Source organism: Amnibacterium sp. CER49, assembly GCF_029846255.1.
Classification (GTDB): Bacteria; Actinomycetota; Actinomycetes; order Actinomycetales; family Microbacteriaceae; genus Amnibacterium.
In genome coordinates this window covers 851169-865430 of sequence record NZ_JARVWQ010000002.1, presented here as the reverse complement: position 1 = coordinate 865430, position 14262 = coordinate 851169, and the positions used below count along the sequence as shown (strand labels likewise).

Genomic DNA, 14262 nt, shown 5'->3' with positions numbered 1-14262 from the left:
CCATGGCCGACCTCACGGTCACCGTCGTCTCCGCCGACGAGCAGGTCTGGTCCGGGCAGGCGAACATGGTCGTCGCCCGGACCGCGGTCGGCGAGATCGGCCTGCTCGCCGGGCACCAGCCGCTGCTCGGCGTGCTCGCCGCCGGCGAGGTGCGCATCACCGCGAGCGACGGCGGACGCATCGTCGTGAACGCCGAGGACGGGTTCGTCTCGATGGAGAACGACACGGTGACGATCGCCGCCCGCTCCGCCTCCCTCGTCAGGTAAGCCCTGATCGTCGTCCTGCCGCCCTCCGAGACCAAGACGGAGGGCGGCACCGGCGTGCTCGCGCTCGACGCGCTCGTCTTCCCGTCGCTCACGGGACGGCGTCGACGCGCGATGGCCGCCGCGCGCCGGATCCCGCTGCGCGACGCGGCGACCGTGCTCAAGCTCGGGCCGCGCTCGGCGCACGAGGCCGGCTGGAACCGGGCGCTCAGCACGTCGCCGGTGCGTCCCGCGATCGAGCGGTATGCGGGCGTGCTCTACGAGGGGCTCGACGCGGCCTCCCTCGACGGGGGCGCCACCGGGTGGCTCGAACGGCACGTGCTGCTCGCCTCGGCGATGTTCGGGCTGCTCCGGCCGAGCGACCCGATCCCCGCCTACCGCCTCTCCGCCTCGACGCCGCTGCCCGCGCTGCCGCTCAAGGGGCTGTGGAGCGGCGCGCTGCCTGCGGCGCTCGCCTCGACGGGGGAGTGGGTGCTCGACGCCCGCTCGTCCGCGTACGCCGCGCTCGGACCCGCGCCCGCGGGCAGCGCGATCCTGCACGTCGAGTCGGAGGACCCCGACGGCCGCCGGCGGGCGCTCAACCACTTCAACAAGCACGGCAAGGGCGAGCTCGTCCGCGGCCTCGCGCGGAGCGGGGCCGAGGTGGCCTCCCGCGACGAGCTGCTCGCGTGGGGCGCCGACGCCGGCGTGCGCCTCGAGCCGCGCGGCGAGCAGGACGTCGTGCTCGTGCTGCCTGCGTGATCAGGCTGCACCGGTCGCGCGTCGACTAGGGTCGCCCGGCACCACGCGAGGAGGCGTCATGGCGAAGGACACCCCGGCGATCGAGCTGCCGGTGGGGGAGCGCGTCGTGCGCGTCACCCACCCCGAGCGGGTCATGTTCCCCGCCCGCGGCGAGACGAAGCTCGACCTCGTGCAGTACTACCTCTCCGTCGGCGACGGCATCGTGAACGCGCTCCGCGAGCGCCCGTGCATGCTGCACCGCTACCCCGACGGGGTCGAGGGCGAGAAGGTGCACCAGAAGCGGCTGCCGTTCGGCGCCCCGCCCTGGATGGAGACCGTCCGCGTCACCTTCCCGCGCTACTCGCGCACCGCCGACGAGCTCTGCGTCACCGAGCTCGCGCACGTGGCCTGGGCCGTGCAGATGTCGACCGTCGAGTTCCATCCGTGGAACAGCCGGCGGGGGAACGTGGAGCGCCCCGACGAGTGGCGGATCGACCTCGATCCGATGCCCGACTGCCCCTTCGACACGGTGCGGCGGGTCGCCGCGGTCGCGCACGAGGTGCTCGACGAGCTCGGCGCCGCCGGCTGGCCGAAGACGAGCGGGGGAGACGGGCTGCACGTGCTCGTCCGCATCCGCCCGGAGCACGGATTCGACGCGGTGCGCCGCGCGGCGGCCGCCTTCGCGCGCGAGGTCGAGCGGCGCGCCGGCGGGGACGCCACCACCGCCTGGTGGCGGCGCGACCGCGACCCCTCCGCCGTCTTCGTCGACTACAACCAGAACACCCGCGATCACACGGTCGCAGCGGCGTACTCGGTGCGCGGGAACCCGGAGGCGCGGGTGTCGACGCCGATCACGTGGGACGAGGTCGCCGACGTGGAGCCGGGCGAGTGGACGATCGCGACGGTGCCGCAGCGCTACGCCGAGCTCGGCGACCTGCACGCGGGCATCGACGACGCGGTCTTCGACCTCGCCCCGCTGCTCGAGTGGGCCGACCGCGACGAGCGCGAGGGCGTCGCCGTGCCCGCCGACGACGAGGACGCCTGAGCGCGGTCGGCGGCCGCCCAACCGCGCTCACTACGCTTCCGGCGTGGCCAGGGTCTCGGATACGCGTGCGCTCGAGGCGGTCGAGCGTGCGCTCGAGCTCGCACCGATCCTCGACGGGCACAACGACTGGGCCTGGCGCAGCCGGCTCGAGCGCGGCCGGTCGGTCGAGGGCCTCGGCGGCCCGCTCGACTGGCACACCGACGTCCGGCGGCTGCGCGCCGGCCGCCTCGGTGCGCAGTTCTGGAGCGTGTTCGTCGAGGACGAGGGCGAGGGGCCGCAGGCGGTCGCGCGCACCTTGGAGCAGATCGACTGGGTGCACCGGCTCGTCGAGCGCTACCCGGAGGACTTCGTGCTCGCGCGCTCGGCGGCCGACGTCGAGGCCGCGCGGGCCGGCGGCCGCATCGCGTCGCTGCTCGGCGCCGAGGGCGCGCACAGCGTCGACGACTCCCCGGGTGTGCTCCGCATGCTCGCGGCGCTCGGCGTGCGCTACCTGACGCTCACGCACAACCGGAACTCGGCATGGGCCGACTCCGCGACCGACGAGGAGCGCGACGGGCTCACGGAGCGCGGCCGCGCCTACATCGCCGAGCTGAACCGCCTCGGGATGCTCGTCGACCTCTCCCACGTCTCCGCGCGCACGATGCACGACGTGCTCGACGTCGCCCAGGCGCCGGTGATCTTCAGCCACAGCTCGTGCCGCGCGCTCACCGACCACCCGCGGAACGTGCCCGACGACGTGCTCGTGCGGCTCGCCGGCAACGGCGGCGTCATCATGGTGTCCTTCGTCCCGCAGTTCGTGAGCGACGAGTACCGGCTCTGGCACGACGGCGGCAAGGAGGGCGAGCCGCCCGTCGTCACGCTCGGCCAGGTCGCCGACCACATCGAGCACGCGCGCGCGATCGCTGGCGTGCGGCATGTCGGCCTCGGCAGCGACTTCGACGGCGTCGAGCACACACCTCGTGGGCTCTCCGGCGTCGACAACTACCCGGACCTGCTCGCCGAGCTGGCGCACCGCGGCTGGTCGGCGGCCGATCTCGCGGCGCTCGCGGGCGGCAACGCGCTGCGTGTGCTGCGTTCGACGGACCGCGCCTACGCGGGCGACCGCCCGCCCACCGCGCTCATCCGCTGACGCGCGCGCGCCAGCAGCCCACGAGGTGGTCGTCGACGAGCCCCGCGGACTGCATCAGCGCGTAGACCGTGACGGGGCCGACGAAGACGAGCCGCTCGCGCTTCAGCGCCGCCGCGAGCTCCTTCGACGATGCGGTCGACGCGGGCACGTCGCCCGGTTCGGCCGGCCGGTCCTCCTCGGGACGCGGCTCGGGACGGTGCCGCCAGACGAGCCGGTCGAGCGCGCCGACGCCCTCCCGCTCGCGCAGGGCCGCGACGGCGCGGGCGTTCGCCACCACCGCCTCGATCTTGCGCCGGTTGCGGATCAGCCGGGCGTCGCCGAGCAGCCGCTCGACGTCCGCCTCGCCGAAGGCGGCGACGCGCTCGGGCTCGAAGCCGACGAAGGCCTCGCGGAACGCCTCCCGCTTGCGGAGCACGACGAGCCAGGACAGCCCGGACTGGAACCCCTCGAGGCTCAGCTTCTCGAAGAGCGGTGCGTCGCCGTGCAGCGGGACGCCCCACTCCGCGTCGTGGTAGCGGGCGAGGTCGCCGCGCGCCCAGGCGCAGCGGCCGCGCCCGTCGTCGCCCTCGACGGTCGTCATGTCGGTCGGGATCCGGTCCGGAGCGGGGAGCATGCAGGGGACGGTAGGGACGCCCGGCCGCTCGCGACGCCGGATCCACCGGCGCGAGGCTGCACGGGCCCGAGGTGACGGCCTGGGGAGGAGCGGATGCGCCAGACGCTCACGGCAGCGAGTTGAGCGCGGCGTCGCCCCAGTTCAGCGTGCTCGCGTAGAGGATCCAGAGCAGGTAGGGCACGAGCAGCAGCGCCGCGACCCGCGACACCGGCCAGAACGCGGCGATCGTCGCGACCACGAGCAGGTCGAGGGCGATGATCAGCGCGACCGCGATCCAGAGCGCGGGCTCGCCGATCAGCGGGTAGCCGCCGAAGAAGACCGGCGTCCAGAGCGAGTTGACGACCAGCTGGGCGACGTAGAGCGCGAGCGGGCCGTTCACGCGGGCCTGGTACCGGCGCAGCCAGACGAGCCAGCCCGAGACCGCGATGAGCGCGTAGAGCACGGTCCAGACCGCACCGAACGCCCAGTTCGGCGGCGTCCAGAACACGTGCGGGGCACGGGCGTACCAGCCGTCGACCGCGCCGATCGTCGTCACGACCCCGAGACCGGCCACGGCGAACGCGATCGCGAGGAAGGCGAGCAGCATGAGCGCGGCGCCCGCGTCGAACGACCGCCGCGGCCTGCTCGGACGGGAGGCCGTGCGCGCCGTGGTCGTGTAGGACGGCGACGGGGCGTCGTCGAGGTTCCTGCTGATGGCCCGAGTCTACGGTCCGCCCCTTCCGGCGGTCAGGCGGACCAGTCGTGGAAGCGCTTGCGATGCTTCAGGTACACGAAGGTGTCGGTCGAGACCACGCCCGGCAGGGTGCGCACCTGGGTGTTCAGCAGCTCGACGAGCGCGTCGTCGTCCTCGCAGACCACCTCGACGAGCAGGTCGAAGGTGCCGGCCGTCACGACGACGTAGTCGACCTCGGCGAGGGCCGCCAGGCGGTCCGCCGGCTCCCGCACGTCGCCCGAGACGCGGATGCCGATCATCGCCTGCCGAGGGAAGCCGAGCCGCGACGGGTCCGGCACGGCGACGATCTGCAGCACCCCGGTGTCGGTGAGCTTCTGCACCCGCTGCCGCACCGCCGCCTCCGAGAGCCCGACGCGCTTGCCGATGTCCGCGTAGGACCGCCGCCCGTCCTCCTGGAGCTGCTCGACGATCGCCCGGGCGATCGGGTCGAGCGTCACGGGCCGGTCCCCTCCGCGCGCTGACATGACGGCAGTCTCGCAGCATCTCGCGGGGCGCCCCGTCCGAGGAGCCGCGGCGCGGGGAGGCCTAGACTCGTCGCGCAGTCCGTCGAGCGGGCCCCGAGCGGGGCCGAGCCCGGGCCGGCGACAGGCCGCCTCCTTGCCGCGGTCGTGCCGGTCCGCGCCCGACCTCGGGGGGCCACGAGCAGGAGCAGGACGCCGGCGCGACGGTGCGCCAGGAGACGGGGGACGACGAGAGCGATGACCGGCGCCTTCTACCTCCCCGAGCAGACCGCGCCGGACCAGGAGTGGCGGCTGCTCGTCTCCGAGCGGTTCCTCGGCGCGTTCGGGCCCGACAGCCCGGTCTCCTTGATGAGCACGCTGTGGCGCATCGCGGCCGACCCGACGCTCGGGCTCGACGCGCTCGTCGCCGCGGTGCCCACGAGGGGCGCCGGCGCCGTGCACTCGTTCGCGATCGCCGCCCTCGGCCCGGCCACCACCTTCGTCGTGCGGGGCGACGGATGCGCCGACATCGCCGTCGCCGGGCGGATGCGCCGGGTGGACGCGCGCGGCAACGAGCCCTGGTACGTCGCCGAGCTGCAGGCCGTCGAGCGCTTCGCCCTCGGGCCGCTGCAGCGCTCGCCCGGCGACCTGCATCCCGGGGCGCAGGACATCCCGCTCGAGGGCGGCGTGGTGCTCGGCCCCTGGCTCGGCTGGACGCACCAGCTCGTCGTGACGCCCGCGCCGCGCCGTTTGACGGCGCCGACGCCCGTGCAGTCGCCCTTCGACACGAACGTGCTCACCGACCTCGGGCGCCGCGCCGCGTCCCTCGACCGCCACCGCGTCGAGCCGCCCCCCACCGCGCCGACGCCCGAGACCGCTGCGGCCGCCGCCTTCCGGCTCGGCGACCGCCCGCCGGAGCGGGTCGACGCGCCCGTCTACGTCGGCCGGCAGCCGCGCAGCCCGCGCGTCACGGGGCCGATGCTGCCGCGGCTCGTCCGTGTGGACAGCCCGAGCCGCGAGGTGTCGGCGACCCACATCGAGCTGCGCCCGACCGCCGAGGGCCTGGTGCTCACCGACCTGCAGTCGACGAACGGGACGGTCGTGCGGCAGCCGGGCATCGGGGTGCGGCGTCTCGAGTCGGGTGAGTCCTTGCCCGTCGTACCCGGTACGCTCATCGACATCGGCGACGGCAACGTCATCGAGATCCTTCCCTACCGTTGAGCGACAGACCCGATCGGGTCCAGACCCGGAAGGTCGCGGTTGACCCAGATCGGTTCCAGCAGCGCGAGCAGCAGGCTGCCGTTGCCGTCCGGACACGGCGCGATCACGCTCGCCTGGGCCGCGGCGACCGATGTCGGGCACCGGCGTCAGGTGAACGAGGACAGCTTCGTCGTCGAGCCGCCGATCTTCGCGGTCGCCGACGGCATGGGCGGCCACGCGGCCGGTGACCTCGCGAGCGAGGCCGTGGTCCGCCGCCTCGGCGACGTCATCTCCGACGGCTTCGTGACGCCCGCCGCCATCGGGCTCGCCCTCGCGCAGGCCGCGCACGACATCGCGCACCTCGACGGCACCGCGCTCGTCGGTGCGGGCACCACCGTCACCGGCATGGCGCTCACCGTGTCGGGCGACGACCCCTACTTCGCCGTGTTCAACGTCGGCGACTCCCGGGTGTACCGGTACCTCTCGGGCGACTTCGAGCAGGTCACCGTCGACCACAGCGTCGTGCAGGAGCTCGTCGACGCGGGCGCCATCACGCGCGGCCAGGCCGAGAACCATCCCGACAGCAACGTGATCACCCGCGCCATCGGCTTCAACGAGCCGCCGATGCCGGACTACTGGATGCTGCCGCTCGAGCCGGGGCTGCGGCTGCTCGCCTGCTCCGACGGGCTCTCGAAGGAGCTCTCGGACGAGGTGATCCACCAGGCCCTCGCCGCCGGGCGCGCTGCGGAGGAGACCGCGGCGGAGCTCGTGCGGGCCGCGCTCGAGTCCGGCGGTCGCGACAACGTCACCGTCGTGCTCGTCGACGTGCTCGAGGTCGAGCCCGGGGCGTAACCGCTCCTCCCCAGGCTCCGGCCGGGCGCCTCGCCGTCCCCAGGTCGCCGTCCCGCCCGCGCTGGACCTCCGGCACCCGCGATCGTGTGGGCGTGACCGACCGCCTCGACCTCCCGCCGCGTCCCGCGCGGCCCGAAGCGCCCGGCTTCCCGCTGCTCGGCGTGCTCGCGCCGCTCGCCGGCTCCATCGCGCTCGCGCTCGCGCTGCAGTCGCCCGCGATGCTGCTGCTCGCCGCACTGGCACCCGTCGTCGCCGTCGGCGCCGTGCTCGACGGACGGTTCCAGGCGCGGCGGCGGCTGCGGCGCGACACCGCTGCGCACGAGGCGGCGCTCGACGGGCTCGAGGCCGACCTCGAGCGCCTCCGCACCGAGCGGGAGGCCGCGCTGCGACGGCGTCAGCCCGGGCCGGCCGAGCTGCTCACCGGCCGGTGGCGACCCGCGCCCGGCGCCGAGCTCGTGCTCGGCCGCGCCGACGCTCCGGTGGCGCCGCTCGTCGGCGGTCGCGCCGCGACCGAGCGCGAGCAGGCGCTGCTCGCGGCGGGACGCACCCTGCGGGGCGTCCCGTTCACCGTGCCCGGAACGACGCGCGTCGCCGTCGAAGGGCAGCCATTGCTCGCCGGTGCGTTCGCCCGCGCGGTGGCGGTCGCCGCCGCCCGGTCCACCGGCTCCGTCGCCGTGCCACCGGTCGGCGCCGGGAACGACGCGGACCTCGTCGTGCGCGTCTCCGGTCCCACCCGCGCGGAGGTCGTCCACGCCGCCCCCGGGCTCGAGCACCTGCGAGGCGCCGCCTTCGTGCCGGCGCTCGTGACCGCCGCCGCGCTCGCCGCCCTCGAGCGGCTGCTGCCCGGGACGCCGGCGCCCCCGCTCGCCGCGCTGCTGGCGGAGCCCCCCACGGGCGGCGGGCTGCCCGCCCGGTTCGTCGTCGACGGCGGCGGCGTGCCCGTCGACATCGACCTCGTGGCCGACGGCCCGCACGCGGTCGTCGCGGGGACCACCGGCAGCGGCAAGAGCGCGCTGCTCAGCGGGTGGATCCTCGCCCTCGCGGCGGCCAACCCGCCCGAACGGCTCGCGCTGCTGCTCGTGGACTGCAAGGGCGGCGCGACCTTCGACCCGCTCGCCGGGCTCCCGCACGTCACCGGGGTCGTCACCGACCTCGACGGCGAGGGCACCGAGCGGGCCGTCGCGAGCCTGCGCGCCGAGCTGGTGCGTCGCGAGGCGCTGCTGCGCGACCTCGGGCTGCCGGGGATCGACGGCAGCGGCGAGCCGCGGCTCGTCATCGTCGTCGACGAGTTCCGCGCGCTGCTCGAGGCCCGGCCGGCGCTCGCCGGCCTGTTCGTCGACCTCGCCGCTCGCGGCCGGTCGCTCGGCGTCCATCTCGTGCTCTGCACGCAGCGGCCCGCCGGCAGCGTCCGCGACGAGCTGCTCGCGAACTGCGCGCTGCGCATCTGCCTGCGGGTGAACGACGAGGCCGACAGCCGCGCGATGACGGGGATCCCGGACGCCGCCCTGCTGCCGCGAAGCCGGGTGGGCGCCGCGGTGCTCGCGGTGCCCGGCGAGCGTCCCCGGACCGTCGCGGTCGCCCGGGTGGCGGCGGCCGACGTCGACGCGGTGCCGGCGTCCGCCGCCGGCTCACGGGCGCGCCGGCCGTGGCTCGAGCCGCTGCCGGCGGTGCTGCCGCCCGACCGGCTGCCGGCCCCCGCCCCCGGGGTGGTGCTGCTCGGCCTCATCGACCGACCGGACCGGCAGGAGCAGGTGCCGCTCGCCTGGGACGTCGCCCGCCGCCCACGGCTGCTCGTCGCGGGTGACGCGGGCAGCGGCCGCAGCACCGCGCTCGCGGCGGTGTGCGCGGCGATCGGCGCCGCCGAGGCGGGCACCGACGCCGCGGTCGCCTGGGACCTGCTGCACGACACGCGCGTCCCGCTCGTGCTCGACGACCTCGAGCACCTCGTCGACCGGCTCGGCGCCCACGGGCAGGCGGCGCTCGACCGGCTCGCCGTGCGGCTCCGGGATCCCGCCGCAGCGCCGACCGTGCTCGCGCTCCGCGGCCCGAGCGGATGGGCGGGTAGCCCGCTGCGGCCCCTCGTCGGGCTCTTCGACGACCGCCTGCTGCTCCGCCTCGGCCTCGACGACCACCTCGCCCTCGGGGGCGATCGCGCCGCCTGGTGCGAGCGGCTGCCGCCGGGCGGCGGATCGTGGCGCGGCGAGCGCGCCCAGGTCGTGCTCCCCGCCTCGCCGCTGCCGCGCCATCCGCACGTGCCCGCGCCGCCGCTCGAGCCGGGCCGGTACCTGCTGCTGTCGGAGCGGGCCGCGGATCGCGTCGAGCGGCTGCAGACGGCCGGCTGGGCCGCCGTCCCGGCGGGGGAGGAGCCCGTCCCGGCGCCGTCGGTCGCGTACGGCACGCCCGCGGCGTGGCAGGCGCAGTGGTCCGCGCTGTCCCGGCTCGCGGCGACGCTGCCCGTGCTCGTGGACCGCGTCGCCGCCGCCGACGTGCGCACGCTGCTCGGCCGCGGCGCCCCGCTGCCGCCCGTCGTCGCCGACGACGAGGTCGTGCTGATCGCACCGCAGCGCGAGCCGATCCGGGTGCGGCTGCCGCGCTGAGCACCGCGTCGTGATGGATCCGCTGAGACGCGCCGCGTCCCGCGCAGCCGCCGTCCCGGCATCCCGCAGGATGGTCCGATGCGTTCCCGGCCCCGCACCCCGTTCCGCCTCGTGCCCGCCGCCCTCGTCGCGGTCACGGCCCTCGCGCTCACCGCGTGCAGCAGCGGCCCCGCGAAGCCCTCCGCCTCGCCGACGACGTCGAACGCCGTCAGCGCATCCGCCTGCGCGAAGCCGGGCAGCGCCTCGAACGCCGTGCAGGTCAACGGCAAGGCGGGGTCGGCGCCCACCGTGAAGTTCCCGCTGCCGACGTCGACGAGCGCCACCCAGCGCACCGTGCTGAAGGCGGGCAGCGGCGACACCGTGAAGGCGGGCGCCAGCGTGCAGATCGCCTACTCCCTCTACGACGGCAAGAACGGCAAGCTGCTCGACTCGAGCGGCTACGGCGCGAAGAAGCCGGTCATCCTCACCGCCGACACCACCCAGTACCTGCCGGGACTCGTGCAGGCACTCGTCTGCGGCAGGGCGGGGGAGCGGTTCGCCTCGGTCATCCCCGCCTCGGCGGCGTTCGGCTCCGCGGGATCCGAGCAGCTCGGCGTCGGGGGCGGCGACTCGCTCGTGCTCGTCGCCGACATCCTCGAGCTGACCCCGACGAAGGCGACCGGCGCGCTGAAGGCGCTGCCCGCGTCGTTCCCGAAGGTCACGACGGCCGCGAACGGCACCCCGAGCGTGAAGATCCCGGCCACCTCCGCGCCGAAGTCGCTCGAGATCGCCGACCGCCGCGTCGGCACCGGTGAGACGGTGAGGAGCGGCGACACGGTCACCGTGCAGTACCAGGGCGTGCTCTGGCGCACCGGCTCGATCTTCGACCAGTCGTGGGGCAAGACCGGGCCGACGAGCTTCGCCACGACCGCGGTCGTCAAGGGCTTCGGCAAGGCGCTCGTCGGCCAGAAGATCGGCTCGCAGGTCGTCGCGATCGTGCCCGCCGACCAGGGCTACGGCAGCAAGGGCTCGTCGGACGGCTCGATCAAGGGCACCGACGTCATGGTGTTCGTGATCGACGTGCTCGCCACCACGCACGCCGCCTGATCGCTCAGGGCCGAGGCGCCCGGCGCATCCGCCGCTCGAGCGGGTCGTCCGGATCCGCGCCGTCGTCGACGAACCCGCAGCGGACGTAGAGCGCGATCGCGGGATCGTTCGCGGCGCGCACGGACAGCACGACCGGCCGGTCGCCCGCGAGCTCGACGACGGCGTCGATCGCCGCCTCCCCGACGCCGCGGCCGCGGGCCGCCGGCACGACCCAGAGCGAGATCAGCTCGACCGCGTCGTCCGCCGGCACTGCGGCCACCATGCCCACGGGCTCGCCGTCGAGGTCGAGCAGCAGGTTGACGGGCACGTCCGCGAACCGGCGGCGCCACCGCTCCTCCGCATCGCCCGGACCGGTCCAGTCGGCGAGCGTCGAGCCGAAGGCCCCGGGATCGGTGGCGAGCGCCCGCAGCCGGAGCGCGCGCCACTCGCGCCAGTCGTCCGCCGTCAGCAGCCGCCGTCCGATCACCGTCCCGCCTCCCCGGCCTAGGCTCGCCCCGTGGCCGCGAACCATTCCTACGCCGTCGAGGTCGAGTGGACGGGGAACCGCGGCAGCGGCACGACCGCCTACCGCGACTACGACCGCACGAACACGGTCCGTGCGAGCGGCAAGCCGGACCTCGCCGGCAGCGCGGACCGCGCCTTCTTCGGCGACCCCGACCGCTGGAACCCGGAGGAGCTGCTCGTCGCGGCCCTCTCGCAGTGCCACCTGCTCTCGTACCTCCACGTCTGCGTGCGGGCCGGCGTGGTCGTGACCGGCTACACCGACGCGGCCACCGCGGAGCTCCAGGTCGATCCCGACGGCGGCGGGCGCCTCACCGCCGTCACCCTGCGGCCGCGGGTCGTGCTCGGTGACGAGTCGCAGCGCGCGCTCGCGGACGCGCTGCACGAGGACGCGCACCGGCTCTGCTTCATCGCCAACTCGGTGCGGGTACCCGTCGTCATCGACCCGCGGACCCCGTGAGCGGCGACCGCCGCCGGGTCCTGCTGCTCGGCTCGACCGGCTCGATCGGCACGCAGACGCTCGACGTGATCGCCGCGAACCCGCGGCGCTTCGAGGTCGTCGGGCTCGCCGCGGGCCGCAACGCCGCGCTGCTCGCCGAGCAGGCCGAGCGCTTCGGCGTCCGCGCCACCGCCCTCGGCGCCGAGGCCGCTGAGGCGCTCGTCCGCGACGTGCCGGCGGACGTCGTCGTGAACGGCATCACCGGCGCCGCGGGCCTCGGCCCCACGCTCGCCGCGCTCGAGACCGGACCCGTGCTCGCGCTCGCGAACAAGGAGTCGCTCATCATCGGCGGCCCGCTCGTGAAGGCGCTCGCGGCTCCGGAGCGGATCGTGCCCGTCGACAGCGAGCACTCGGCACTCGCGCAGTGCCTCGCGTCCGGCACCCACGACGAGGTCCGGCGGCTCGTGCTCACCGCGTCCGGCGGCCCGTTCCGTGGGCGGACGCGCGAGCAGCTCGCCGCCGTCACCCCGGCGGAGGCGCTCGCCCACCCCACCTGGGACATGGGCCTCATGGTGACGACGAACTCGGCGACGCTCGTGAACAAGGGGCTCGAGGTGATCGAGGCCTCGCTGCTGTTCGACGTGCCCTTCGACCGGATCGACGTGGTCGTGCATCCGCAGTCGATCGTGCACTCGATGGTCGAGTTCACCGACGGCGCGACGATCGCGCAGGCGTCGCCGCCCGACATGCGGCTGCCCATCTCGCTCGGCCTCGACTGGCCGCACCGCGTGCCGGGCGTCGGCACGCCGCTCGACTGGACGCGCGCGCAGTCCTGGACGTTCGAGCCGCTCGACGAGCAGGCCTTCCCCGCGGTCGAGCTCGCGAAGCGCGTCGGCACCGAGGGTGGCACCGCGCCCGCGGTGCTCAACGCCGCGAACGAGCAGGCCGTGCACGCGTTCCACGCGGGCCGCATCGGGTTCCTCGACATCCTCGCCGTGGTCGAGGACGTGCTCGGCGCGGTGCCGCGGCCGACCGGAGGGCTCACCCGCGAGGCGGTGCTCGAGGCCGACCGCGCGGCCCGCGAGGAGGCCGACCGGCGACTCTCGGCGACCCCATAGGCGCCCGGGCGCCGCGTCGCGCCGCCCGCGGTCGGCGCGCACGTACCCTGGCCCGGTGAACGCCGACCTGCTCTACGTCGTGGGCCTCGTCGCCGTGCTGCTCGGGGTGATCGTCTCGATCGGCCTGCACGAGATCGGCCACCTCGTGCCCGCGAAGCTGTTCGGCGTCCGGGTGACGCAGTACATGATCGGCTTCGGCCGCACCGTCTTCTCCCGGACCCGCGGCGAGACCGAGTACGGCCTGAAGCTCATCCCGCTCGGCGGGTACATCTCGATGGTCGGCATGTTCCCGCCCGCCAGGACGAAGCGCCGCGGCCGCCTGTTCGAGCCCGCCGGCACCGACCTCGCGCCCGAGGTGCCCGCGGAGTCCGACCCCGCGCGAGCGCGCACCGCGTCGACCGGCTTCTTCTCGGGGCTCGTGCAGGACGCGCGCGACTCGAGCCAGGAGCAGATCCGGCCGGGGGAGGAGCACCGGGCCTTCTACCGGCTGCCCGTGTGGAAGCGCGTCGTCATCATGCTCGGGGGCCCCGTCATGAACCTGGCTCTCGGCATCCTGTTCACCGGGATCGTGCTCTGCGGCTTCGGCGTCGTGCAGCCGACGACGACCATCCAGTCGATCTCGCAGTGCGTGAAGCCGGCGAGGTCGACGAGCACGAGCTGCACGGCCGCCGACGAGCGCGCCCCTGCGGCGGCGAGCGGCCTGAAGCCGGGCGACGTCATCACGGCGGTGAACGGTCGCGCCGTCGCGCGGTGGACCGACGTGACCGACGTGATCCGCCGGTCGGCGAACACCCCGATCACGCTCACCGTGCGCCGCGACGGCGCGACGAGCAGCGTGCGCGTCACCCCGCGCGAGAACACGGTCGCCGTCACCGACGCGCAGGGCACCCCCGTGAAGGACGGGTCCGGGAAGGTCGAGACCACGCAGGTCGGCTTCATCGGCATCAGCCCGACCGAGGCGCTGGCCCAGCAGCCGGTCTCGGCGGTGCTGCCGGCGGTGGGGAACAACGTCGCCTCCGTCGCCGGCGTGATCGTGAACCTGCCGCAGCGTCTCGTCGGCGTCGCGCAAGCGGCGTTCGGGAGCGGCCAGCGCGACCCGAACGGCCCCATCGGCGTGGTCGGCGTCGGCCGCATCGCCGGGGAGATCGCGGCGTCGGACCAGGTGCCGGTGGTGTCCAAGGTGGCCGGGATCGTCGGCATCCTCGGCAGCCTGAACATCGCGCTGTTCGTGTTCAACCTGATCCCGCTCCTGCCGCTCGACGGCGGGCACGTGATCGGTGCGCTCTGGGAGGGGCTCCGCCGGTCCGTCGCGCGGCTCCTCCATCGTCGCGACCCGGGGCCGGTGGACACGGCGAAGCTCATGCCGCTCACGTTCGCCGTGGCGATCCTGCTCGGCGGGATGAGCCTGCTGCTCGTGTACGCGGACATCGTCCGCCCCATCACCCTCTTCTAGGCGGCCCGGGTGCCGACGGCCGTGCCTGCCGACCCTTCCCGCCCGTTCTGACCGGAGTCGCCGCCGAAGCGGG

The 14262-nt window shown here is 75.2% G+C and carries 15 protein-coding genes; 11 read left to right on the top strand and 4 right to left on the bottom strand.

Annotated elements, in window-relative coordinates; genetic code table 11:
* Positions 1 to 2 precede the first annotated feature (2 nt).
* Genes QDR37_RS14135 through QDR37_RS14120 form a run of 4 tightly spaced genes read left to right on the top strand, consistent with a single transcriptional unit; the run spans position 3 to position 3157 of the window.
* Entirely contained in the window at positions 3 to 266 is a 264-nt protein-coding gene (locus QDR37_RS14135; protein WP_279714422.1) for a F0F1 ATP synthase subunit epsilon, read from the top strand.
* 3 nt (positions 267 to 269) lie between these two features.
* Complete coding sequence (gene yaaA / locus QDR37_RS14130) at positions 270 to 1004, top strand: peroxide stress protein YaaA (RefSeq protein WP_279714882.1); 735 nt, start codon at positions 270 to 272, stop codon at positions 1002 to 1004.
* A 58-nt stretch (positions 1005 to 1062) separates the two neighbouring features.
* Complete coding sequence (ligD, locus tag QDR37_RS14125) at positions 1063 to 2028, top strand: non-homologous end-joining DNA ligase (RefSeq protein WP_279714421.1); 966 nt, start codon at positions 1063 to 1065, stop codon at positions 2026 to 2028.
* A 43-nt stretch (positions 2029 to 2071) separates the two neighbouring features.
* On the top strand, positions 2072 to 3157 hold the full coding sequence (locus QDR37_RS14120) for a dipeptidase (protein ID WP_279714420.1): 1086 nt from the start codon (positions 2072 to 2074) through the stop codon (positions 3155 to 3157).
* Here QDR37_RS14120 and QDR37_RS14115 read toward each other — a convergent pair.
* The 3 genes from QDR37_RS14115 to QDR37_RS14105 form a co-directional block, all read right to left on the bottom strand.
* A complete protein-coding gene (locus QDR37_RS14115; RefSeq protein WP_279714881.1) occupies positions 3147 to 3737 on the bottom strand; it encodes a DNA-3-methyladenine glycosylase I in 591 nt (196 codons plus the stop codon). The genes QDR37_RS14120 and QDR37_RS14115 overlap by 11 nt on opposite strands.
* Positions 3738 to 3876: 139 nt before the next feature.
* Positions 3877 to 4356 carry a tryptophan-rich sensory protein gene (locus QDR37_RS14110; RefSeq protein ID WP_279714419.1) on the bottom strand — a complete coding sequence of 160 codons (480 nt, stop codon included), beginning with the start codon at positions 4354 to 4356 and terminating at the stop codon, positions 3877 to 3879.
* A 140-nt stretch (positions 4357 to 4496) separates the two neighbouring features.
* Complete coding sequence (locus QDR37_RS14105; RefSeq protein WP_279714418.1) at positions 4497 to 4967, bottom strand: Lrp/AsnC family transcriptional regulator; 471 nt, start codon at positions 4965 to 4967, stop codon at positions 4497 to 4499.
* Positions 4968 to 5201: 234 nt separating this feature from the next.
* Between QDR37_RS14105 and QDR37_RS14100 the strand changes: the two genes are divergently transcribed.
* From QDR37_RS14100 to QDR37_RS14085, 4 genes are all read left to right on the top strand, one after another.
* Positions 5202 to 6164, top strand: coding sequence for an FHA domain-containing protein (locus tag QDR37_RS14100; protein ID WP_279714417.1), 963 nt, complete (start codon positions 5202 to 5204; stop codon positions 6162 to 6164).
* A gap of 39 nt (positions 6165 to 6203) precedes the next feature.
* Positions 6204 to 6995 (top strand): protein phosphatase 2C domain-containing protein, encoded by a 792-nt coding sequence (locus tag QDR37_RS14095; protein WP_279714416.1) that lies wholly within the window; start codon positions 6204 to 6206, stop codon positions 6993 to 6995.
* A 92-nt stretch (positions 6996 to 7087) separates the two neighbouring features.
* Entirely contained in the window at positions 7088 to 9592 is a 2505-nt protein-coding gene (locus QDR37_RS14090) for an FtsK/SpoIIIE domain-containing protein (protein WP_279714415.1), read from the top strand.
* A 78-nt stretch (positions 9593 to 9670) separates the two neighbouring features.
* On the top strand, positions 9671 to 10678 hold the full coding sequence (locus QDR37_RS14085; protein ID WP_279714414.1) for an FKBP-type peptidyl-prolyl cis-trans isomerase: 1008 nt from the start codon (positions 9671 to 9673) through the stop codon (positions 10676 to 10678).
* Positions 10679 to 10682: 4 nt separating this feature from the next.
* On the opposite strand, the gene QDR37_RS14080 is transcribed toward QDR37_RS14085, so the two are convergent.
* Complete coding sequence (locus tag QDR37_RS14080; protein WP_279714413.1) at positions 10683 to 11144, bottom strand: GNAT family N-acetyltransferase; 462 nt, start codon at positions 11142 to 11144, stop codon at positions 10683 to 10685.
* Between the two features lie 30 nt (positions 11145 to 11174).
* Between QDR37_RS14080 and QDR37_RS14075 the strand changes: the two genes are divergently transcribed.
* The 3 genes from QDR37_RS14075 to QDR37_RS14065 are packed head-to-tail and all read left to right on the top strand — an operon-like array spanning position 11175 to position 14189.
* Complete coding sequence (locus QDR37_RS14075) at positions 11175 to 11639, top strand: OsmC family protein (RefSeq protein ID WP_279714412.1); 465 nt, start codon at positions 11175 to 11177, stop codon at positions 11637 to 11639.
* On the top strand, positions 11636 to 12736 hold the full coding sequence (gene dxr, locus QDR37_RS14070) for a 1-deoxy-D-xylulose-5-phosphate reductoisomerase (protein ID WP_279714411.1): 1101 nt from the start codon (positions 11636 to 11638) through the stop codon (positions 12734 to 12736). The genes QDR37_RS14075 and dxr overlap by 4 nt, the downstream gene beginning before the upstream one ends.
* Before the next feature lie 55 nt (positions 12737 to 12791).
* Positions 12792 to 14189 carry a M50 family metallopeptidase gene (locus QDR37_RS14065; RefSeq protein WP_279714410.1) on the top strand — a complete coding sequence of 466 codons (1398 nt, stop codon included), beginning with the start codon at positions 12792 to 12794 and terminating at the stop codon, positions 14187 to 14189.
* Positions 14190 to 14262 lie beyond the last annotated feature (73 nt).

Excerpts from the sequence above, each read along its gene's own strand:
- QDR37_RS14135 (WP_279714422.1), top strand. The coding sequence starts at position 3 with ATGGCCGACCTCACGGTCACCGTCGTCTCCGCCGACGAGCAGGTCTGG.
- ligD (WP_279714421.1), top strand. The coding sequence starts at position 1,063 with ATGGCGAAGGACACCCCGGCGATCGAGCTGCCGGTGGGGGAGCGCGTC.
- QDR37_RS14115 (WP_279714881.1), bottom strand. The coding sequence starts at position 3,737 with ATGACGACCGTCGAGGGCGACGACGGGCGCGGCCGCTGCGCCTGGGCG.
- QDR37_RS14110 (WP_279714419.1), bottom strand. The coding sequence starts at position 4,356 with ATGCTGCTCGCCTTCCTCGCGATCGCGTTCGCCGTGGCCGGTCTCGGG.
- QDR37_RS14105 (WP_279714418.1), bottom strand. The coding sequence starts at position 4,967 with ATGTCAGCGCGCGGAGGGGACCGGCCCGTGACGCTCGACCCGATCGCC.
- QDR37_RS14100 (WP_279714417.1), top strand. The coding sequence starts at position 5,202 with ATGACCGGCGCCTTCTACCTCCCCGAGCAGACCGCGCCGGACCAGGAG.
- QDR37_RS14085 (WP_279714414.1), top strand. The coding sequence starts at position 9,671 with ATGCGTTCCCGGCCCCGCACCCCGTTCCGCCTCGTGCCCGCCGCCCTC.